The following is a 22,446-nucleotide window of genomic DNA, read 5'->3' as shown; positions in this document are numbered from 1 at the left end:
ACAGCATGTTGCAATCTATATGCATTTTAAAAACGACATAGAAAAAATTGGGAATACAATCATTTATCTAGCTGATAAAATTGATGATTTATCTAAAACTAAACTTTTAAAAATTCTCTATTTATTGGATGAATTTTCTATTAAAGAGTTTGGATTACCTTTTCTAAATCTAAAATATGAAGTTTGGCAATTAGGACCTGTATCGCAAGAAATATTTGTGGACCTTTCTGACGATCCAATAATTTTAAAAGATTATATCGAAATAAATACTATAGAGAACAAAAGATATATCAAATCTAAAAAAGCGTTTAATGATGATGAGTTTTCAGACAATGAATTAGATCTTTTGGAAAAATTAACTGAAACAGTAAAGAATCAACCTGCCTATGTTCTAATTAATTTTACCCATAAAAAAGATTCTTTATGGTACAACACTGCATGTCGTCACAATCTGCTTGAAAAATTTGAAATGGGTGTAAAAAATAGTTCGAATGTTGAATTGAATTTTGAGGAAATTCTACAAAATGAACCCGTAAAGCTTTCTATTTATAATCATCATAAAAAGCTTGAATCAAGTTTGAGCGGATTTAGAATTCGTTAATATGAAAGATGGAACTTTATTACATATTCCTAATTATGTTTTCGAAAATGGTGATTCAAAAAATAAATTCTTTTTACTTTTAAAGGAAGTAAATGGTGCACAATTAATAATTTCATTGCCATCAAGCATTGAATACTTTCCATCTAATACAACAATAGATCATGGCTGTATAGACTTAATTCATGCTCAACAAACTACATATTGTTTCAAAGCAGATTACATTTTGGATTCAAACAGTAACTTCTCCTTTCCCAAAAACACTTATTTGCATGGCTGTTGGTTAAAAGAAATCGACAAAACACTTTTCTTTCAAACTTATCCAATTCCAGATTTCCATTACGAGATTAAAGGAATTTTAGATCAAAAAGAACTTGACGCAGTAATTGAATGTTTTAAAAATTCTCCATCTGTTAAAAGAAGAATAAAAAAATTACTCTAATTTCCTTAAAAAAAACAAGGTTTTTAAATAAAAAAAGCGCCGCAATCCAAAGATTACGGCGCTTTTCTATTTTCTATAAAACTCTAAGGTAATTAAACCCCTAATTTCTTAGCAATTTCAGCAGGAATTCCTCCTTTGTTTACTAGAAGTGCAGTAGTTTTATATTTTACGAAGTTCTTAGTTACAAACAAGAAACCTTTGTAATCGTTTGTTTCTCCCCAAGAATTTTTTACGATATAGTATTCTTTACCCGTTTGATCTTTTGCTAGACCAATAATGTGCATTCCGTGGTCGTCTGTTGTAGTGTAGTTATCAAACGCAGCTTGACGCATTTCTGGAGTAATTTCTGGTTCTGCTTTTGGTCCGTTAAACATGTCTGCTTTTTCTTCAGCCGTCATATCGTCGAATTTTTTAGATGCTACGTAAGCCACACCGTTTTTCCAGCTAAAGCTTTTCTCGCTAACATCTGTTGCCCAAGCTACAGTGTATCCTTTTTTAAGTGCATTGTCGATAACGTCTGTCATATCGTTCAATTTTACGTTGTAAACTTGATCCAATGACCAGTTGTCTGGCACCATCATAGTGGTTTTTTGGTAGTATGGAGCATTTGTAAAAGATGACATCTCTACATACTCGTCTGGGTTAATTCCTACTACTTCTTTAGCAAAAGATTGTGGCGTATAGTTTTTTCCTTTATAAGTAAAGTTATCTGGCACTTTTCCTAAATAAGAATCAATAACAGCTGAATATGCTTTTTGCCAGTTTGGAGTCAATTCTCCGTTCGGGTTTTTCACCACTGCTGCAAGAACACCTTCGATAAGAGCGCCCATTTCAGCAAATTTGTTTTTGTCTGTTCCGTAGTTTAATCCTGTGTAAACTTCTCTAGGCACAGTTCCGTATTTTTTGTACATGTTAATTACATCATGTAAAGCTCCTCCATCTCCAAGTGTAATTGCTCCGTGCATACGAACATAGTTAATCCCTTTTTCTACATACACGTTTCTTGCAGAATAAATTTGAGAAAGCTCAACAGGCTGTTTTCCTAAACGAATCATTTCTGACTCTAAGAATGAGTTAGTTGAGTAGCTCCAGCAAGTTCCAGATGATCCTTGAGATTTTACCGATGTTGTTCCTAGGTTGATTACTTCTGTAAATTTGAAGTTCTCTTTACTTTTGTCGCTAGCATTTAGTTTAAGTGAATTTACTAAGACGTCTTGCGCAAAACAGCCTGCAGTTCCAGCCAAAAAGATTGAAGCGGCAAACACTGATTTGAATGAAAATGTATTCATAAGTTATGTTTAAGATTTAACAAAATTAGTCTCCAATGTTTCCAATTTGTTACAAAACAATTAAATATTATACAATTTGTGCAATGTTTAATTGTTAATATTTTCTTAACGGCATAAATTATTAAGGTATTTAACACAAAAAAGCCTCAATAACACGTTATTAAGGCTTTTTAGGTTTATTATTTATAAATTAACTTCTTACAAGTTTTTTGCTTTTCTGGCTATCGCATCCAGTTACTTCCAAAAACGATATAGTACGCCCATTCTTCATTTCCTTTGGCCACATCGACTCCCATACGAAGTTTGAATTTTCTGGCAATGAGGTATCTAAAACCAGTTCCGTAGCTGTAAACAACGGGTTTTGCAAAGGCTTGATCCCAATCGTTAAAGGCGCTTGCGAGACCTCCAAATCCCATGAGGCTCCATCTTCGGTACAAATCCCATCTAAATTCGAGTTCAGATACAATGCTTGTTTTTCCCATATAACGGGCAGCAGGAATTCCTCGCATGTTAATTCCAGGCTGTAAATAAAAAGGCGGACTCCCCAACGCCTGCTCTCCTTCAATCCTTAGTCCGCCAATTAGAGTTTTCGCCAACGGATAATATCCAATTGCCGATAAATTGATACGCCATGCCTGATAATCGCTTCCCAGTGCTTTATCTGACCAGAAAAAATCGGTTTGGACTCTTACTCCTTTATCTGGCGTAAATATATTGTCGCGTCCGTCAAACTGGAGCGCGGCTCCAAGCTGACTTATGGTGCTTTTAATATCTTTAGGATCTACAAATGGTGGCGGAAGATCTAAATCGGGCAAGTTTATTTTAGAATTTAAAAATAAGTACTGCGGTCCAGCGCTCCATTTGGCATTATTAAATTGTTTGAGCCATTGCGTATAAAAAATAGTCGATTTAAAATTGAGCTTAAATTCTTCGTCATTATGATTCGGCAGATTATTGGCATAAAAAGATAAATTCATATCGCCATAAGCCGCAAAAGCTCGATAAAGAATTTTAGGTTTTACAAGCGTTGCAGATCTAAAAGCTCCTGCAAGCCAGCTTTTGTTGGCCGTATACATTCCGATTCCTCCTGTAATATCAGGATTTACAAATCGTTTTCTTCCGTCTGCTTCGATTACGGGAGCGCGTTTTTTTAGAAAAATTGGGGCAACTGCACCTCCAAATCCTCCTACGGCCGGTTCTGTAATAATGGTTGGCACGACTATGAATCCGTTGGCATAAATAAGAAAATCACTTAAATCGAAAGCTCCATCTAAAGAATCTTTTAAAACAGTTTGATGCTTTTGTGCATTTAAAAAATTAAACGATACAATCATGCAAAGCAAAAACAGAACGCTTCTTTTTGTTGTTTTTTTGTTTTTCATAGACTATTTATCGTTTTAGATTTAAATTTTTATTTCATCGCAAAAAAATCTTGAAATCTACTGAAATACAATTCAGAAATTATTTTTTATTAAAGTTGAAAACGTGTGCCAACGTTATAAAAAAGGTATTTCCCTGAAATCTGTTTACTGCATTTACTTCTCCAATCCATCTAAAACCAGCCGATGTCATACTGCCAAGATGCAAGTAATTCACCTCAGCTCCTAGTCCGCCCACTTTATCTTTGTCTGGTTCAATAACCAAAATGCTCCCTACAGGAATTCTGTCGTTTGACACTTTATATTGCAGGTAATAAATCAAACCCGCATTGAATATGCCTTTTGGTGCGGTTTTTTCGGCATTCATGCAATAAAATGTTTTTCCTAAACCGCCTTCAATGCTTAAAATATCACCTGTTTTAATATCGGTATCTTTCTTTCTTCCGTTGATTTCATAAGCAGCCAAAGCTGAAAAATGGAATGTTTTCTTGTCATTAAAATATAAAGTTGTTCCTGCCGAAAATTCATTCATGAACATTCCTAAACCGCTGTTGTTGCTAGCTCCCAATTCATATTTTCCTGTTGGCAGATACAATTGATAACCGAAAACAAAGTCGGCTCTTTTATTGTGCCAGCCTAACTGAACGGGCTGTATGTACATATCTGTAAAAGCAAAATCGCTTTTAGAATCAACATAACTTCCTTGAATAGTGTTAGAAGCACCCGCCAGCAAAATTGTGGCTCCGTAATTGGCGCCCAAAATTTTAAAATCGGTTACATAATTAGCTCCAACACCTGTTATGAACATAGTAAGATCGGGATTTCCAATATTGTCTCCGTTGCCATTTCGCAAAGAAGATGCGGCATAAATATAACCTGGAATATAGACGCTCAAGGTTTTCTCTGGAGCCTGAGTTCCCGATTGCAATCCCATAGCACCAAGAATATGTCCTCCTTTTAATTGTGCATTACAATAAACAGAAATCAATACCATTATTACCGCAAAAACTGACTGCACTTTTCTTCCCGAATTATCAATTTCTAATTTCATGGCAGAATATTTTAAATTAAGATGATGCAATAGCCATTACTAATTTTACTTGAAGTAATATGATCCTGTACGATCCGGATTTATTCTGATGGTTTTAAAATATTCGGAAGGAGATTTCCCTGTATGCTTTATAAATGCTCTAAAACAAGTTGTTCGGGATTTAAAACCAGAACCCCAAGCCATGCCTTCTAACGATAAATCTTTCCATTCTGGATCGTTTATTTTGTCTTTAAAATATTCAATCCTTTTAAGGTTTACATAATCCTGAAAATGAAGTCCGAATTCAGAATTAATCAAATTGGATAAATGGTGTACCGATATTCCTGTTTCGTCTGCCAAATCTCTGATTACGAAATCTTTCTTTAAAAACAGATTTTTAGAGTTTAAAACATAATCCAGTTTTAAAAGGTATTCTTCTCGTTTTTCTAACGTTAATTCGTTTGTTATTGGCAGTGTATTTTTAGTTTCTTTTGTTTTTACCACTACAGTATTGTCTACCACAAAATCGAATGTTTCTTCTTCGTCGTGAAAAATCTGAGGTCTGAAATAAAGCCATCCAACAGTAAAAAACAATACAGATGAAATCAAGAAATAACAAGAAAGGTCTACAACTCCAACTTTTCTTGATAAAAAATGATGCACAAAAAGTGCCGAGAAAAGAAACAAAATCATAAGGTTATAAACCCTGATCCAGTTGATTACTTTGGCTCGATGAAATTGGTTGCCTTTAAATTTTTTCAGATCATAGTTTAAAATCAACATGGTTTGAAAAAAGACATAGGAAAGCCAAATGGTCAAGGTCAAAATAGAAAACGGATTTCTGATTTTTGCTGCTATAAAATCGACGATTTTTAGATTAGTAAAACTTCCAATGTATACAAAAAGCGTTAAGGTGAAGTATACTGTAAAAGGAATAAAATGCATCCAGTCGTATTTTCTGAAACTTTTGTCTAACGTTAAAATATTTCGAACATATAAAAAAGAACAAGGTGCTGCCAGAAAAATAAAGGATTTTGTAATAATAAATAAATCTGGAAATTCTTTGAAGATATTGGCCGATAAATAAAAATTGTAGATACTCACTACCGCCAAACTCAGCAGAAACATTCCTAAAAAGAAACTTTTTGAGTAATTTTTTTTTGAAAATAAAACCATAATTGCAGTAGCAAGGCCAGCAATTGTGGCTATAAAAAAGAAAAGGGAAAGTAAAATATCGATCATTTTTTTAAGCTTAATTTGAGTAAATAATTATTTTTCTTAAAATCTTAAAAATAGAATACGATGGGGGCGTATGTAGGAAGAGAAACACTGTACTTGCCGAAGTATGGCAAGTACAAATGTTTTATTGCAATTATTTCTTAACTGCTCCTGGAGGGAAACCAGTTAATATTTTTTTGATTGCGTCGTTTATAAATTGTTCGGGATTATCTGGTCTGCTGTCAATCTCGGCATTTCCGATTCCTTGCCAAACCAGCTTGTCTGTTTTTGTAGATACGATATCTATAACCAAGGAACCATCAACATAATCGTAAGTATTAAATGTTGTATTGGCACCGCCCATCATAGCACCACCTCCCCAATATCCGTATGGCCGATACATTCCGCCATAACCGTAAAAGTCTGTGTTAGCACTAACCGATGTTTTGTTTTTTAGGATAGAAACGGCATTCACTTTTAAGTCAGGATTACTAGATTCTGTAAATCCTTTTGCCAGCATTTCGTTTCGAATTGCTTTTGCAACACGATCAACATTTAACTGATTTACTTGGCCTTGCTGCGCTTTTAAGTCATAAACCGCAAAAGTTTTGTATTCGCTGAAGTTAGCAGAATGATCATAATCAGTTGTAACTTTTACAGTTGGAGAGCAGCTGTAAAATAAACCCAAAAATAAGACTGGGATTATACGAAGACTTGTTCTTTTAATATTCATGTTGTGGTATTTATTAAATTAATAATTAAATCAGTTTAACTCATGTATTAAAATCGTAAAAATCTTGAACGTGGGGCGGAACAGATGTCAATAATTGCTCATATAACACAAACCATTACTAAACAATTACTTAGATCACTCTCAAAGATAAATCATTTTCTTTAATTAACAGTATTAAATAAATAAAATCTTACTTTGTGGTTTTCAAGCATATTTTGTTCAATATTTTAAGATTTTTTAAAGTTTTATTTACTTTGTACAGCTACATATCTGTCCTATTCCTTTTAATTGTAAAGAATCAGATTTCTGCAGCTATTGGTAGTTTTCCATGCTTTATCGCTTCGAGCATTTTATTATAATCCGATTCGTTTTGATCGGCGTACAAAACCGAAAATTCTGAAATGGCATCGGCAAACTCGTTTGTATCTCCAATATAACCCGAAATTAAAGACGGATCTCCCGAACGTGCGTGAGCTCTTGCAAGCGCCCATCCACAAGCTTTGGCATATTCTGCCATATTTTTGGACTTCATAACTTCTAGAACCGGTTTTACTTTGGCATCTCTTAGCTGACGGATGTAGAAGAATCTATTTTTGCTATCGTCTGTCCATCCTAAAAACATATCCGATGCAGACTGCATTAGCTTTTGTCCCATTACAATACGTTCGCCTTGATGGCTGTATTTTCCTTTTGCTTTTACATTTCCTTCCAAGACGCTTTTTCGGGCTTCTTTAAACTGTAAAAAAATAGGTTCTCCTGTTGCCGACATTAGCAGACTAATGCCACACAATGTTCCAACACTGCCAACACCCACTACTTTTATAACAATATCATGAAGCTTATATCTGCTTAATAAAACCTGTTTTTCTTCCGAGAGGGATTCCAAATATCTATTATGAATAATTTCGCCTTCTTTTGCCACTTGTTTTTCAAGTTCTCCTGTTGGGTGAAATATCAAGGGTGGATCGTCTTTTATACGTGCTCTAGCTCCGTCAAAATAGGTCATCTTTGCAAATTCCTTTTCGTGAGCGGTATACTCTGATGCCTTTTTAATTCTTTTCTGGTCAAATTCTTTAAATTCTTTATCTCGGCCTAATTCGATCAGTTCTGCCAAATCAATATCGGCATACCAGATTTGAAGTGCAGACAATTTACTATAATCCAACATATGCCTTTTATAGCTATCTGCAACATTCCAAGCAAATTCTTTACAGTTTTTATGGGAGAATTTTCGCCATCTTCCGGCAATAACAAAACTTGCAGCCAGTCTTTTTACATCCCACTCCCACGGTCCAGGAAAAGTTTCGTCAAAATCATTAATATCAAAAACCAATTTGCGTTCTGGAGTTGCAAATCCGCCAAAATTCATCAAGTGGCAATCACCGCAAAGCTGGAGATTTATTCCAGATACAGGAGTATGAGCCAAATCGGCAGCCATGATAGCAGCGGCGCCTCTGTAAAATGCAAAAGGAGATTCCATCATTCTTCTATACCGAATAGGCAACAGACTTTCAACTCTTCCTTCGCCGGTCTGAATCAAAATATCTACTGGATTTTTACGGCTTTTAAAAGAATTCCATTCCCTGTGTTTCTCCAAAGGAATTTTCTTTCTAATCGAAGCTCCTTTTTCATAACGTTCTGCCTTTGATGCAATCGGGTTAAATGGGGTTTCGGCTGTATGTTTTGAATCTTCTTCCATAATTCCGATAAATAATTAAAAAGACCTTTTAAACGGTTTTATTATTGTGGAAATATAAATGCTACGACCGCTCTTAATCCCCAATCTGGTTTTATAGACTGGTGTCCAACGATTGGTATTAAAGGCATAACAGCAAATTGCATCGTCTGACCTCCTAATTTTGTAATTGCACCAACGTTTGGACTAAGAGTTATAAGAGTTGTATTTCCTTGCCAGTTTTGCGTTATTTCTGAAGTAACACCTAGACTTGCGCCACTTTTATAGCTATGTGTTAGAAATATTTGGGTATAAAACTGGTTGAAATCTGCTCTGTCGGCATTTCCTGCAACAGACCAAATTTGATTGGCCAAAAAACCTATAGAAAGCCCTTTGCCTTGATGCATGACCAAAACGCTTGGTCCAATTCCGAATTTTTCGGTTCCTAAAAGTTTTTCTGTAGCAGTTGGCACTAAAAAAGCAGGACCAATTCCATAAATTAATTTTTTACTTTTTGGCGCAAAAAAAGCTGTTACTGTCGCATCGCTTAAACCAAATTCATGAGTGTTTTCTCCTGTAACATCTTGCTGATCTACAACCGGAAGAATATAACGTGTAATTAAATTTAAATTTTCACTCAGCTTAAAAGGAACAACAGGCTGTATATTGATCTGGTATTTTATTCCATTATAAGGACCAATTCCATAAGTAAGATTATTTTGCAGCGGAACGCTAATCAAACTCGCCACGGGATTTGCCATTTTATCGGCAAGTTCTTGTGCACTGTTTCCTGATTTTGCAGCTTCTTCCTGAGCCGAAATTGTAAAAGTTACAAGCATCAATGCTATTGCTAAAAAAGAATTTTTCATACGGCTTAAATTTATTTACTAAAAAAACTTCGACTCTTTAACCTTTATACGGCAAACTTTTTTATTTAATCTGCAAAAACTTTTTTCCAATCTTTCTGCATATCTACAACATGCCACTTGTTTTGAGCTGCAGCATTTAATGATGTATTATCCTTTTCTTGATATTTATATTCTCTTATAGAATCATTATGATTTACAAGCAATTGAAAAGAAGGATATTTATTTCCTTGAGAATATTTCAGCATCGCAATATCGCCTGCACCACCTTCGTTACCACAAGCAAAAACAGGTCGCTGTCCAATGTGCAACTGAATACCAACTGGTTTTCCTTCTTTATCATTAAAATGATCTAAAGCTGCTTCTCGCTGTACTGCATTTTTAGCTGCATCATATTTATATTTAAAAGAAGTTCCTACCACCTGATCTTTCGGAATTCCATAAAAATCTTGAGATATTGCTCGTACGACTTCGATTGTTCCGCCAGTAACGATATAGGTTTTGAATCCGTTAGCACGGAGATAGTTCAATAGCTCTAATTGAGGCTGATAACGCATTTGTTTTACTGGAACATTTTTACCCGGATATTGTGCCGTTTTAAAAAAGTCATTAACAGAAGCTTCAAATTCATCTTCGGTCATTCCAGTATGAGTTGCTGCAACGAGTTCTATAAGTGCTTTATCACCTCCTTTTTCGAAGAACGTTTTGTCTTTCTCTATAACTGCCTTAAAAGGCTGTTTTTGTGCCAATTCAGGTTTTGTTTCTACCATCTTTTTAACTCTATAAAAAGCAAAAAGTTCTTGAACGTATGGTTTTTCAGCCCATAAAGTCCCATCGTTATCAAAGGTCGCAATTCTGCTTTCTACCGGAATAAAATCTGGACTTCCTTCTTTGGTTACTTTTTCAACATAAGCAATAATATCTTTTTTTAACGCTCCATCATTCCAGCTTGGCAACGGATCACCATTTGTTGCAGTAGTTTCTGCTTGTTTATTTTCTGTTGGAGAAGTTACTGTATCCGATTTTTTACAGGAAAAGAAAAACAAAACCACCAACGACAATATATATATACTTTTTTTCATGATGTTTTTATGTTAGTAAAAGAGATTCAGATTTTTCAACCTGAATCTCTTTTTAGATTATTTATTTTTTCTTTTTTGAAGCTGTCTCTTCTTCTTTTACTTTAGGCAAAACATTTTTCTCTATATATTGTTTTGCTTTGATATCTTTCATAGCTTCTTCCATAATAGTATAAGCAGAGAAGCTTGGAGGAATTGATCTTGGAGGATATTCTTTGAATGTTTCTGCAAAAACAACTACATCTTGTATTGCTCCGTACATCATTTGCACATGATTTAATTGCCATTCCCAAAATGAATTTGAAGTTATATCGGCTCTTTCATAAGGATCTTGGTACAAATTAAATATCTTTTGCAGACGAAGTTTTGTAAACGGCTCTGCCCAAACTCCCATTGTACCTTCTAAGCGTTGCTCCGCAAAAACATATTTATAATCTCCTTCTCTCAAACCTACCAAAAGTCCGTCATCATCTGTATAAAAGAATTTATCTCTAGCACTTTTTGGAGTTTTACCTTCTAAAAATTTACTTTGATCAAAACCGTCCAAATGCACTTTGTATGTTTTTCCATTTGCGGAGTAACCTTTTAAAAGTTTATTGACAATATCTGGCTCTCCTGCAATTGAAGCGAATGTAGGAATCCAGTCATTATGGCTCATCAATTCAGTAGTTACAGTTCCTGGTTTGATATGCCCTGGCCAGCGTACAATACATGGTACACGGAAAGCTCCTTCCCAGTTAGTGTTTTTTTCTGAACGATATGGTGTCATTGCTGCATCTGGCCATGTATTCATATGAGGACCATTATCTGTAGAATACACTACAATCGTATTATCAGCAATTCCTAAATCATCCAATGCTTTCAAGATGCTTCCAATAGTTTCATCATGTTCGATCATACCATCAATATATTCGCTATCTCCATGCGTATATCTTCCTCTATGCTCTTTTCTAACATGCGTACGCAGGTGCATACGAGTAGCGTTGAACCAGCAGAAAAATGGTTTTCCAGATGCACTTTGTCTCTTGATAAAATCGATTGCTGCTGCAGAAGTTTCATCATCAACGGTTTCCATTCTTTTTTTAGTAAGTGCTCCTGTGTCTTCAATTTTTTGTTTTCCTACTCTACCAAAGCGAGGATCAGTTGTTGGATCATCAACATTTGTTGCTGTACATTTTAAAACCCCTCTAGGTCCAAATTTTTTCAAATATTCTGGATCTTTTGGATAATCTGGTAATTCTGGCTCTTCTTCCGCATTTAAGTGATACAGATTTCCAAAGAATTCATCAAAACCATTAACTGTTGGTAAACTTTCATTTCGGTCTCCTACGTGATTTTTACCAAATTGTCCCGTTACATATCCTAAGCTTTTCATAATTCCTCCTACAGATGGATCTAGCTGACTCATTCCCATGGGAGCTCCAGGAAAACCTACTTTTGTAAGACCAGTACGAAGACCATGCTGTCCCGTTAAAAATGCCGCACGTCCGGCAGTACAGCTTTGCTCTCCATAATAATGTAAAAACCTTAGTCCCTCATTAGCCAAACGGTCAATATTAGGGGTTGTATATCCCATAACTCCATCACTATAGGCACTAATATTAGTCGTTCCAATATCATCACCCCAAAGCACCAGAATATTTGGTTTTTTGCTCTGTGCTGTAACAGAAACTCCCGAAAAAAACAGCAATGCCAATACCTTTAAAGTATCTGCAAATCCGCACTTAAATTTGACTTGTTTCATGATAATAAAAATTCGTTAATGATTCTTGTTATTTATATGAGCTTGAAAATCCAAAAAAAACAAATGGGGAAAATGGTACGCTTTCAAAAAATACTCTCCAACAAGGTTGCATTTTTTTGATGTGTTTCAAATTCATTTTATTTTAAAATCTGAAACAGAATATTTTTAACTTTTTCTTAAGTATCTCAAATTAACTAATAAAAGAGCGAACAATCGTGTTTATTCGGCATGAGCTTGTTTCATTTTATAAAATGAAACAAGATAATTGGAGAATCTGCACCAAAATGTTTCATTTTACAAAATGGAACATATCAAACTAACAGAAAATTAAGAAGTTAGATCTTTAGTTATGACAGAGTGGAAAGAGAGCAAAAAATAGCTTGAGATGATTTTCTGTATAGATATTTTTTGAAATTTTAGTGAAACGAAACAAAAAATATCTTTTTTTTCGTCTAAAATTTTGTCAGATTACCAGAGAATTAAGTCCTAAAATGATTCAAAAAAAACAAAATATCAAATTCGAAAAGTATTTTACTTTTATAAAAAAGTTTAAAAAAACAAAAAGCCGCTTAAAAAATAAGCGGCTTTTTAAAATTATTTGAAGGATTGTTATTCGATTTCAGAAACTCTCATCGTGTTAACCATTCCTTTATCTTTAATTGGCATTGCAGCAAGGTTGATTAAATAATCTCCTTTTTGCGCATAACCTTTCTCGATTGCAATTTGATTTACATCTGTCACAGTATCGTCTGTACTTTCTTCATTATCATAGTAGAAAGATTTAACTCCCCATAATAAATTCAATTGTGTTAAGATTCTTCTGTTTGAAGTAAATACTAAAATATGAGCTGTTGATGGTCTCCAAGCCGAAATTTGGAACGCCGTATAACCGCTATTTGTCAAAGTACAAATTGCTTTAGCTTCGATTTCATTTGCTAATAAAGCTGCTTGGTGGCAAACTGTTTTAGTAACGAAACGTTTAGTTTTGATTTGTGGTGTATTTTGAGGAACTTGAATAAGCGGAGAGTTTTCTACAGCTTCGCAAATTTGTGCCATTCTTTGAATTACTTGTACTGGATAGTTTCCTGTAGCAGTTTCTCCAGATAACATTACAGCATCAGCTCCGTCCATTACTGAGTTAGCAACGTCGTTTACCTCTGCTCTAGTTGGAGTTAAACTTGTAATCATTGTCTCCATCATTTGAGTCGCAACGATAACAGGAATTCTAGCCGTTTTAGCTCTTCTAATCAAATCTTTTTGCACCAACGGAACTTCGTGAGCTGGAAGCTCAACACCAAGATCTCCACGAGCAACCATTAAACCATCACAATATGCTACAATTTTATCCATGTTCTCAAGAGCTTCTGGCATTTCAATTTTAGCAACGATTGGAATTTTAACATCTGAATGTTTCGCGATTAATTCTTGTAAATCTTGTAAATCACGTGGTGTTTTCACAAATGAAAGTGCGATCCAGTCTACTTTTTGCTCAACGGCAAAAATCGCATCTGCAATATCTTTTTCAGTTAAAGCTGGTAAAGAAATTTTTGTGTTTGGAAGATTAACTCCTTTTTTAGATTTTAATTCTCCACCTTGAATAACTTTAGCAACAACCTCAGTTTTTTTATCTGTAGAAACAATTTCGAAAATAAGTTTACCATCATCAAGCAAGATACGCTCTCCTGGGTTCACATCATTTGGGAAATTTTGATATTTCATGAACACTCTTTTTGATGTTCCGATAATATCTTCAGCAGTTGTAAAAGTGATTTCGTCTCCATCATTTACAACAGTACCTTCTTCCATTACACCAACTCTAAGTTTTGGTCCTTGCAAATCCCCAAGGATAGCAGTTGTGTAACCAAACTCTTCGTTTAAGCCTCTAATGATATTGATTTTTTCTTTTACTCCTTCATAATCTGCATGCGAAAAATTGATTCTAAACACATTAACACCTGCATCGATCATATCTTTAATGATCTCTCTTGTACTACAAGCGGGGCCAAGTGTAGCAACAATTTTGGTTTTCTTGTTTGTTAACATTTTTTTTAAAAAATTAGATTGTTTTTTGATTTTATTTTATCAGTATCCACAGCATAAATAGCCGCAATACTTTCTATTGTGTTTAATTTTTGTTGAATTTCTGAAAAATTAAGCGCCTCTTCGCTATTATCAATTTTCAGGAAAAAATCGACTTTCTTGAATTCAGGAAGTAAATGAATTGTTGTAGAAACCTCACTTGTTTCATTAGAAAACAAATTCTGGAAATCATTTGTACTCACAGAAATGATTTCATTTTTATTCTGAATTAAATTCCAGGAAACAGCTTTTTCTTCATCATAATAATAGAATCTAGAAAAATTTGCTTCACCTTCCTTAGTTTGAGCATGGATCTCGTTTTTGCTCTTACTTAAGTTGATCGGAAGGATTTTATTGATAAAATAGGCCAATCTATAATCTTCTAATGAAGTATGAATTGCCATTAAATAATAATCAATTTCGTCAAATTCGTCTAAATCCAATTTATGAATAGCCATGTCTTGAAAAATCAAGTTGTAAATATACTATTTCTAAACGGAGCTTCAACAGTTATGACATGCTTGTTTTGTTAAATTATAAACGAAAACGTTGTAGCATTGTGATAGTTACAACATTTTTGCAGCTATTTCTTGTCAATTTTTTCTTGAAACGCAAAATAAGCTCTCTGAGAGGCTTTCTCTTCGGCTTTCTTTTTTGAAGTTGCTCTTGCTCTCGCAACAACTTTGTCATCAATACTTAATTTAACACCAAATAATCGCTGGCCGTCTATTCCGTTATCTTCAAAAATGTCATAATGAAAAACTCTTTTTTCTTTCTGGCACCATTCGATAACGAGACTTTTATAACTAATAACTTTTCCTTCTAGTCGCGCAATATCGACATAAGGTGTCACTACTCTTTTTTGAATAAATTTTTCGCAAAAAGAATAGCCTTTATCTAAATAAATAGCTCCTATAAGAGATTCAAAAATATTACCGTGAATGTTTTCTCCAAAATGCTGAATTGGCACTTTGCTTTCTACAAATTGCACTAAATTTAAATCTTTACCTAATTCATTCAAATGTTCACGGCTCACAATTTTAGAACGCATTTTGGTTAAATAACCTTCATCGCCATTTGGAGCTTTATTAAACAAATGCGCAGCAATGACAGCACTTAACATAGCATCTCCTAAAAATTCTAAACGCTCATAATTAATAGGATGCCCATTCTGATCTAATTTATTAGATGAACGATGTGTAAATGCACGTCTGTAAAAATCTATACTTGAAGGCTGAAAACCAAGAATTTTCTGAATAGTGTCAAAAAAAATCCCGTCTTCTAGAGAACGGGATTTAGAAAATATTTTTTTGATAATATTCATATACAGAAATTAGTCAACTAATTTTTTAAATAATACGCACGCATTGTGTCCACCAAAACCAAATGTATTACTCATAGCAACATTTACTTCTCTTTTTTGAGGTTTGTTTAGAGTAAGGTTTAAAGATGGATCAATATTTTCGTCAACAACTGTATGGTTAATCGTTGGAGGAACAATTCCGTGTTGCATGGCCAAAATCGAAGCAATTGCTTCAATAGCTCCAGCCGCACCCAATAAGTGTCCTGTCATTGATTTTGTAGAGTTGATGTTGATGTTTTTAGCGTGATCTCCAAAAACTTTGCTAATCGCTTTTAATTCAGCAACGTCTCCTAATGGAGTAGAAGTTCCGTGAGTATTGATATGATCAACTTGATCAGGAGTCATACCAGCATCTCTCAATGTGTTTTCCATTACTGCAATAACTCCAATTCCTTCTGGATGTGGCGCAGTTAAGTGGTAAGCATCAGATGACATACCTCCACCACCAATTTCGCAGTAGATTTTTGCACCTCTGGCTTTAGCATGTTCGTAGTCTTCAAGAACTAAAGCTCCTGCTCCCTCTCCTAGAACGAAACCATCTCTGGTTGCATCAAAAGGTCTTGAAGCTGTTTCTGGACTTTCGTTTCTTGTTGATAAAGCGTGCATTGAGCTAAATCCTCCCATACCAGCAATTGTAACAGCAGCTTCAGAACCACCAGAAACAATAACATCGCACATTCCTAAACGAATGTAGTTGAAAGCATCGATTAATGCGTTTGCAGAAGATGCACAAGCAGAAACCGTAGTATAATTTGGTCCCATATACCCATTACGCATAGAAATATGTGCAGGAGCAATATCGGCAATCATTTTAGGGATAAAGAAAGGGTTGAACTTTGGAGTTCCATCACCTTTTGCATAATAAAGCACTTCATCTTGGAAAGTTTCTAAACCTCCAATTCCAGCTCCCCAGATAACACCAACTCTTTGTTTGTTTACGTTATCATTTGTGATTCCTGCATCTTTAATAGCTTCATCACTGGCAGCAATTGCATATTGTGCAAATTTATCTAATCGACGAGATTCCTTACGATCCATGTAATCTTCAATATTGAAGTTTTTTACTTCGCAGGCAAATTTCGTTTTATGCTTTTCTGTATCATAATATGTTATAGGAGCCGCTCCGCTAACCCCATTCACAAGTGCGTTCCAATATTCTTGGATATTATTCCCGATAGGAGTAAGTGCACCTAATCCTGTTACAACAACTCGCCTTAATGCCATAAATATGTGTTTTGTACTTTAAACAAATAAAACCCACGCTTTCTTAACTTATTGTTACTTAAGAGCCATGGGAATTACAATATAAATATATCTTTTTGATTGAAAACCAATCGAAATTTAAATTTTAAAAAAATAATAACACCCGATCCTTAAAAATTTCAAAAATCAAAAATCAAAATCCAACCTGGAATTTGGAATTTCAAAAATTGGGACTTTTAGAAATCGGGTGTGGTATTATTATTTTTTTGCTTCTTCGATATAAGAAATAGCTTGACCAACAGTAGCAATGTTTTCTGCTTGATCGTCTGGAATTTGAATATCAAATTCTTTTTCGAATTCCATAATAAGCTCAACAGTGTCTAATGAGTCAGCTCCTAAATCATTAGTGAAGCTTGCTTCTGTTACAACTTCGTTTTCGTCAACACCTAATTTGTCTACGATAATCGCTTTTACTCTTGATGCAATGTCTGACATAATCTTTAATTTTAGAATTTAATTTGTTGGCAAAAATAAAAAACTTTATTTTAAAACAACTATTTAGTTTATAAATGTGACACTAATTTATAAAATTAATTTCAAGAAAGGTCTTTTAAAGCTATTTATTTTCAATTTTTATTCCGTTTTTTGCAGTCTTAAAACACGCAGCTTTATGAAAAAAATTATCGTTTTTGCCTCAGGATCAGGAACTAACGCAGAGAACATTATAAAATATTTTTCGAACACCGAAATTGCAAAGGTCGTTTCGGTCTTTACAAATAATGCTTCGGCAAAAGTGATTGAAAGAGCAAAAAATCATCAAATTCCAGTCGAAATCTTCTCAAAAAACGAACTTTTGGAGAGAAATGTATTACAAAAAGTACAAGAAATCGACCCAGATTTGATAATTCTGGCTGGTTTTTTATTGAAGTTTCCCGAAAACATCATCGAACAATATCCAAACAAAATAATAAACATACATCCGGCACTTTTACCTAATTATGGTGGAAAAGGAATGTACGGAATGCACATACATAGAGCTATAGTTAATAATAAGGAAAAAGAAACCGGAATCTCAATTCATTACGTTAATGAAAATTATGACGAAGGCGCTATTATATTTCAAGCAAATGTGGCCTTAACAGACCAAGACACTCCAGAAACCGTTGCAGAAAAGATTCATGAACTGGAACAAAAACATTTCCCAGAGATTATTCATAAAATATTAGAACAATAAATTGTTTAGATTGTTAGACTTCTTAGACATAAGACTTCTTAGCTTTTATATTTTTCGAATAAAAACTTAAGACCCTCTTTTATCTGAAATTCTAATAATTCAACAATCTAAGAAGTCTAATAATCTAAAATTCTAAGAAGTCTAAAATAAATGAATCACGAAGTACATATATATACAGATGGCGCGGCAAAAGGAAATCCTGGCAATGGCGGTTACGGCGTGGTAATGGAATTGGTTGGCACTCCTCATAAAAAAGAATTTTACGAAGGTTTTCGTCTTACTACAAATAATAGAATGGAACTTCTGGCTGTAATTGTGGGATTAGAAAAATTAAAAAAGCCAAATATGAAAGTTTTGGTCATTTCTGATTCAAAATACGTTGTAGATTCTGTTGAAAAAAAATGGGTTTTTGGCTGGGAGAAAAAAGGCTATAAGGATAAAAAAAATCCAGATTTATGGAAACGTTTTCTAATTGTCTACCGCAAACACCAAGTCGATTTTAAATGGATTAAAGGTCACAACAATCATCCGCAAAATGAGCGCTGCGATCAATTGGCCGTTATGGCATCCATGCAACCTAAACTTTCGGTTGACGTATATTACGAAACCATCGGGTCTAAACAATAAAAAAACGCATCAATTACTTGATGCGTTTTTTGTACTAACTTTATTTCTTATTTATTCTTTATCTAAATCTTTAGCAGTTTTAAAACCCGTCAAAAGTCCAATTCCTGCCATGATGAAAATAATCGAAGGATAAACGGCACCATCATCTAGAGAGGTATAAGTTGTAATTAATAACGCTAGAAAAATTCCAACACCCGACCCTATCAATAGGAAAGCTATATTTACAACAAACACTTTCCAGGCCGGAACCCCGTTTCCTTTTCCTTGTAAAAAGATACTTGCATCTACTCCTTTTTCTATAAGAGCCAAACGCTCTCTGTTTCTTGTTGAATAAATTAAATAAACAATCCCGAAGATCATTAAGAAAAGACTGATTGGAATTAAAATTTTTTCGTCCATGATATTTTATGTTTTTAATTGATTGATATACCTCATATGACGAGACTTTTTAAAATGAGGTTACAACTTTTGGTGAAAAATTTCAATTTTTAAATCCAAAATTCCAAAACTAACTGATTATCAATTAATTTTGAATAAAAATCAATTGATCACCGCAACTTTGACAAAGTTTAAAACTTTGACAAAGTTCAACTCCTATACTTTATTATATATTAAAGATTGGAATTTGGACCCGAGCGATAGCGAACGGGCGAAGCAATTTAAAAAGTTTGGAATTTATTTTCCAATTTCTTGTAACCTAAACAAGCAAACTATCGTCCTATATAATATGAGCACAATACATGATCAACATTATATCGATAAAATTTTGCAAGGCGAGACCAATGCATTTGCCGTTCTTGTGGATCGATATAAAGATATGATCTTTACTTTAGCTCTTAAAATGGTTAAAAATCGTGAAGAAGCAGAAGAAATAGCTCAAGACACTTTTATAAAAATTTATAATTCATTGACAAAATTTAAAGGCGAATCTAAATTTTCGACCTGGATTTACAAAATTGCTTATAATACCTGTCTGGATCGTTTGAAGAAAAACAAGAAAGAAGATTTGAATATTTCTATTGATGATTTTTCTTCTCATTTAATTAAAACAATGGACAACGCTTTGAGTGCTTTAGAAGAAAAAGAACGAAAGTATACCATTCAGAAATGTTTAAATTTATTACCGAGTGATGAAAACTTCCTTTTGACCTTATTTTATTTTGATGATCAAAATTTAGAAGAAATTGGAAAAATCATGAATATATCGGCCAACAATGCCAAAGTAAAGTTATTTAGAAGCCGTCAGAAATTAGCTGTAATTTTGAGACAGCAGTTAGAACCAGAAATAATAGAATGTTATGAAAGAGAGCGATAAAAATATAGAACAACTTATTGAGAAAATGATGGCGGAAGACAAACTGCAGTCTCCATCAATAGATTTTACTTCTAAAATAATGGCTGATGTTCATCTTTTAGAAGAGAAAAAACTCAAAACATACAAACCTTTAATTTCTAAACCAATCTGGATTTCGATTGGATTAGCTGTCGCAGCATTAGTAATTTATGTTTCTCTATTCTCTGTTTCAGAAACTGATTTCAAAATTGACGAAGTCGGGAAATTATATTCAGATCGAATCTCAACGGCATTTTCTGAAATTCATTTTTCTAAAAATATCTTGTATGCCATTTTGATTGTTCCAATTATGATTTTGGTTCAAGTTGGAATTTTGAAGAATTATTTTGACAAAAAATATCAATTATAGCTTTAAAGATGAAAAATAAAACAACGGTTTTTAAACACTCTCTAAGAACAAAAAAAACATACACACATTCTATTATAATGTTGTTGTTATTTATTACAAATTATGCGTCAGCAATTCCATCAAACTTTACCACTAAAGAAATAAAATTTGTTAGCGAAGGAGTTTCACTCGCTGGAACTCTTTTTATACCCAACAATGCACAAGCAGCCGTTGTGATTGTTCATGGATCTGGACAAGAAAAAAGAATGACAGACTTTGCTACAACTCTAGCCAACAATGGAATTGCAGTTTTAACGTATGACAAACGCGGAGTTGGAGAATCCGCTGGTGTATATGCCGGACCTGAAGTAGGAACCAACAATGTTGATTTCTCAAATCTAAATCTTTTGTCTTTAGATGTAAGTGCTGCTGTAAATACTTTATCTAAATCCTTATCAAATAATAAAATATCAATCGGTTTAATCGGAGGCAGTCAAGCTGGATGGATAATTCCATTGGCCGCAGAGAAAAATAAGAAAGTTAAATTTATGACCATCTTTAGTGGCGCTCTTATATCGGTTAAAGAACAATTGAGATTCCAATTCTATACAAATGGAGATAAAAATTTTTGGGACACACATTCAGAGGAAGAGGCAAGAAAACATGTATTCAATGACCCAGATAAATACGAATTTGTTGACACAGACCCTAAAGGTATTCTTGCTAAATTATCAATTCCAGGAATATGGATTTTTGGAGGTAAAGATATTCAAGTCCCTGCGAATCTATCAATCGAATATCTTGATGCATTAAAATCTAAAGGGAAACCTTATGACTATAAATTATTTCCAAACTTGGGTCACAATACAGCTTTTTCAAAGTCTGAAGAGCCAATGAACGATGCAATCAATTGGATTAAAAATATAAAATAAATTAAAAATCATTTTTCGTGTTTTAATCGAAAAAAGAAAATTCTCTTCATTTAAAAAAATAAGATGGAGGAATCAGGTGTAAATTATTCGCAATTATTATCAAAAAAGTTGCATCTTAAATTCAAAAAACCTATTATAAACACTGCGAAAAATCAATTTTAATTCATTCATTTACAATAGTTTTACTTCAAAAACACCTTCATTTTTTTAAGAAAATTTTGAGACCCTAAACCGTTGCAAGATTGTAACTTATGAAGTATCTTTGCACCCTAATTCGAAATTCATAAAATGAATAAACTATTGATTGTTGGAACAGTTGCTTTCGACGCGATTGAAACTCCTTTCGGAAAAACAGATAAAATATTAGGTGGTGCTGCAACCTACATCGGATTATCGGCATCATTTTTTAACTTGCAATCGGCCATTGTTTCTGTAGTTGGCGACGATTTCCCTCAAGAACATTTAGATCTTTTAACTTCAAAAAATATTGATATCTCTGGTATCGAAATTGTAAAAGGAGGAAAGACTTTTTTCTGGAGCGGTTTATACCACAACGATTTAAATTCTAGAGACACTCTTGTAACAGAGTTGAACGTTTTAGCTGATTTTCAGCCAAAAGTTCCTCAAAACTACAAAGATGCTGATGTTGTGATGTTAGGAAACTTACATCCTTTAGTACAAAGCAGTGTTCTGGATCAAATGGAGAAAAAACCAAAATTAGTAGTTTTAGACACTATGAACTTTTGGATGGATTGCGCTCTTCCAGAATTATTAGACGTTATTAAACGTGTAGATGTTATTACAATCAATGACGAAGAAGCTAGACAGCTTTCTGGCGAATATTCATTAGTAAAAGCAGCTTCTAAAATCCAAGATATGGGACCAAAATATGTGGTGATCAAAAAAGGAGAACACGGAGCGCTTTTATTCCACAACAGAGAAGTTTTCTTTGCACCAGCTTTACCATTAGAAGATGTTTTTGATCCAACAGGAGCAGGTGACACTTTTGCAGGTGGTTTCTCTGGATTTATTGCACAGAGCGAAAACATTTCATTCAACAACATGAAGAATGCAATTATTTACGGTTCAAATTTAGCTTCGTTTTGCGTTGAGAAATTTGGAACCGAAAGGATGGAATCATTAAGTAAAGCCGAAGTAGCGATTCGATTACAGCAATTTAAGTCGTTAACTCAGTTTGACATAGAAATATAATGCCTAAGAGCCTCGATAAAACGGGGCTTTTTTTATTACGTTAATACACACAACTTACAAC

At 33.9% G+C, this 22,446-nt stretch carries 23 protein-coding genes; 8 read left to right on the top strand and 15 right to left on the bottom strand.

What is annotated here, in order from left to right; translation table 11 throughout:
- The first annotated feature begins 19 nt into the window (after nucleotides 1-19).
- Complete coding sequence (locus AC5ZCW_RS05565) at nucleotides 20-601, top strand: Panacea domain-containing protein (protein ID WP_496118390.1); 582 nt, start codon at nucleotides 20-22, stop codon at nucleotides 599-601.
- Nucleotide 602: 1 nt separating this feature from the next.
- Nucleotides 603-1,040, top strand: a complete 438-nt coding sequence (locus tag AC5ZCW_RS05560; protein ID WP_496118388.1) for a hypothetical protein — start codon at nucleotides 603-605, stop codon at nucleotides 1,038-1,040.
- A gap of 92 nt (nucleotides 1,041-1,132) precedes the next feature.
- Here AC5ZCW_RS05560 and AC5ZCW_RS05555 read toward each other — a convergent pair whose 3' ends face one another.
- The 14 genes from AC5ZCW_RS05555 to AC5ZCW_RS05490 form a co-directional block, all read right to left on the bottom strand.
- On the bottom strand, nucleotides 1,133-2,329 hold the full coding sequence (locus tag AC5ZCW_RS05555) for a C1 family peptidase (RefSeq protein WP_343540561.1): 1,197 nt from the start codon (nucleotides 2,327-2,329) through the stop codon (nucleotides 1,133-1,135).
- 221 nt (nucleotides 2,330-2,550) lie between these two features.
- On the bottom strand, nucleotides 2,551-3,711 hold the full coding sequence (locus AC5ZCW_RS05550) for a BamA/TamA family outer membrane protein (RefSeq protein ID WP_496118386.1): 1,161 nt from the start codon (nucleotides 3,709-3,711) through the stop codon (nucleotides 2,551-2,553).
- A gap of 79 nt (nucleotides 3,712-3,790) precedes the next feature.
- Nucleotides 3,791-4,759, bottom strand: a complete 969-nt coding sequence (locus AC5ZCW_RS05545) for a SphA family protein (protein WP_496118384.1) — start codon at nucleotides 4,757-4,759, stop codon at nucleotides 3,791-3,793.
- A 45-nt stretch (nucleotides 4,760-4,804) separates the two neighbouring features.
- On the bottom strand, nucleotides 4,805-5,980 hold the full coding sequence (locus AC5ZCW_RS05540) for a helix-turn-helix domain-containing protein (protein WP_343540565.1): 1,176 nt from the start codon (nucleotides 5,978-5,980) through the stop codon (nucleotides 4,805-4,807).
- 130 nt (nucleotides 5,981-6,110) lie between these two features.
- Nucleotides 6,111-6,689 carry a DUF4136 domain-containing protein gene (locus tag AC5ZCW_RS05535; protein ID WP_111422276.1) on the bottom strand — a complete coding sequence of 193 codons (579 nt, stop codon included), beginning with the start codon at nucleotides 6,687-6,689 and terminating at the stop codon, nucleotides 6,111-6,113.
- Nucleotides 6,690-6,987: 298 nt separating this feature from the next.
- Nucleotides 6,988-8,388 (bottom strand): DUF2252 domain-containing protein, encoded by a 1,401-nt coding sequence (locus AC5ZCW_RS05530; RefSeq protein ID WP_496118382.1) that lies wholly within the window; start codon nucleotides 8,386-8,388, stop codon nucleotides 6,988-6,990.
- A 41-nt stretch (nucleotides 8,389-8,429) separates the two neighbouring features.
- Nucleotides 8,430-9,233: a hypothetical protein gene (locus tag AC5ZCW_RS05525; protein WP_496118380.1), complete on the bottom strand. Its 804-nt coding sequence runs from the start codon at nucleotides 9,231-9,233 to the stop codon at nucleotides 8,430-8,432.
- Nucleotides 9,234-9,298: 65 nt separating this feature from the next.
- Entirely contained in the window at nucleotides 9,299-10,312 is a 1,014-nt protein-coding gene (locus tag AC5ZCW_RS05520) for an HAD family hydrolase (RefSeq protein ID WP_343540571.1), read from the bottom strand.
- 61 nt (nucleotides 10,313-10,373) lie between these two features.
- Nucleotides 10,374-12,053, bottom strand: a complete 1,680-nt coding sequence (locus tag AC5ZCW_RS05515) for an arylsulfatase (RefSeq protein ID WP_343540572.1) — start codon at nucleotides 12,051-12,053, stop codon at nucleotides 10,374-10,376.
- A 609-nt stretch (nucleotides 12,054-12,662) separates the two neighbouring features.
- Nucleotides 12,663-14,096, bottom strand: coding sequence for a pyruvate kinase (pyk, locus tag AC5ZCW_RS05510; RefSeq protein WP_343540574.1), 1,434 nt, complete (start codon nucleotides 14,094-14,096; stop codon nucleotides 12,663-12,665).
- A 5-nt stretch (nucleotides 14,097-14,101) separates the two neighbouring features.
- On the bottom strand, nucleotides 14,102-14,590 hold the full coding sequence (locus AC5ZCW_RS05505; protein WP_095930692.1) for an IPExxxVDY family protein: 489 nt from the start codon (nucleotides 14,588-14,590) through the stop codon (nucleotides 14,102-14,104).
- A gap of 125 nt (nucleotides 14,591-14,715) precedes the next feature.
- Nucleotides 14,716-15,456, bottom strand: a complete 741-nt coding sequence (gene rnc / locus AC5ZCW_RS05500; protein WP_177211413.1) for a ribonuclease III — start codon at nucleotides 15,454-15,456, stop codon at nucleotides 14,716-14,718.
- 9 nt (nucleotides 15,457-15,465) lie between these two features.
- Nucleotides 15,466-16,719, bottom strand: a complete 1,254-nt coding sequence (gene fabF, locus AC5ZCW_RS05495) for a beta-ketoacyl-ACP synthase II (RefSeq protein ID WP_343540575.1) — start codon at nucleotides 16,717-16,719, stop codon at nucleotides 15,466-15,468.
- Nucleotides 16,720-16,956: 237 nt separating this feature from the next.
- Nucleotides 16,957-17,193, bottom strand: coding sequence for an acyl carrier protein (locus AC5ZCW_RS05490; RefSeq protein WP_007137004.1), 237 nt, complete (start codon nucleotides 17,191-17,193; stop codon nucleotides 16,957-16,959).
- Nucleotides 17,194-17,368: 175 nt separating this feature from the next.
- On the opposite strand from AC5ZCW_RS05490, the gene purN reads away from it, so the two are divergent.
- Nucleotides 17,369-17,932, top strand: coding sequence for a phosphoribosylglycinamide formyltransferase (gene purN / locus AC5ZCW_RS05485; protein WP_343540577.1), 564 nt, complete (start codon nucleotides 17,369-17,371; stop codon nucleotides 17,930-17,932).
- 150 nt (nucleotides 17,933-18,082) lie between these two features.
- Nucleotides 18,083-18,559 (top strand): ribonuclease HI, encoded by a 477-nt coding sequence (gene rnhA, locus AC5ZCW_RS05480; RefSeq protein WP_281634457.1) that lies wholly within the window; start codon nucleotides 18,083-18,085, stop codon nucleotides 18,557-18,559.
- A 51-nt stretch (nucleotides 18,560-18,610) separates the two neighbouring features.
- Here the strand turns inward: rnhA and AC5ZCW_RS05475 are convergent, their stop codons facing one another.
- Nucleotides 18,611-18,958 carry a DUF6249 domain-containing protein gene (locus tag AC5ZCW_RS05475; protein ID WP_343540579.1) on the bottom strand — a complete coding sequence of 116 codons (348 nt, stop codon included), beginning with the start codon at nucleotides 18,956-18,958 and terminating at the stop codon, nucleotides 18,611-18,613.
- A 328-nt stretch (nucleotides 18,959-19,286) separates the two neighbouring features.
- Between AC5ZCW_RS05475 and AC5ZCW_RS05470 the strand changes: the two genes are divergently transcribed.
- The 4 genes from AC5ZCW_RS05470 to AC5ZCW_RS05455 all read left to right on the top strand — a co-directional run bounded on the left by AC5ZCW_RS05470 (nucleotide 19,287) and on the right by AC5ZCW_RS05455 (nucleotide 22,385).
- A complete protein-coding gene (locus tag AC5ZCW_RS05470) occupies nucleotides 19,287-19,874 on the top strand; it encodes an RNA polymerase sigma factor (protein ID WP_343540580.1) in 588 nt (195 codons plus the stop codon).
- The gene (locus tag AC5ZCW_RS05465; protein ID WP_496118375.1) at nucleotides 19,858-20,262 is read left to right on the top strand and encodes a hypothetical protein; all 405 of its coding nucleotides are present in this window, start codon (nucleotides 19,858-19,860) and stop codon (nucleotides 20,260-20,262) included. The genes AC5ZCW_RS05470 and AC5ZCW_RS05465 overlap by 17 nt, the downstream gene beginning before the upstream one ends.
- Nucleotides 20,263-20,270: 8 nt before the next feature.
- Nucleotides 20,271-21,173: an alpha/beta hydrolase family protein gene (locus tag AC5ZCW_RS05460; protein WP_496118373.1), complete on the top strand. Its 903-nt coding sequence runs from the start codon at nucleotides 20,271-20,273 to the stop codon at nucleotides 21,171-21,173.
- Between the two features lie 288 nt (nucleotides 21,174-21,461).
- A complete protein-coding gene (locus AC5ZCW_RS05455) occupies nucleotides 21,462-22,385 on the top strand; it encodes a PfkB family carbohydrate kinase (RefSeq protein ID WP_177211420.1) in 924 nt (307 codons plus the stop codon).
- Nucleotides 22,386-22,446: the final 61 nt, after the last annotated feature.

This window comes from Flavobacterium sp. PLA-DH12 (assembly GCF_059511845.1).
The sequence above is the reverse complement of the archived record's forward strand: the minus strand, read 5'-3'. Positions and strand labels throughout refer to the sequence as shown.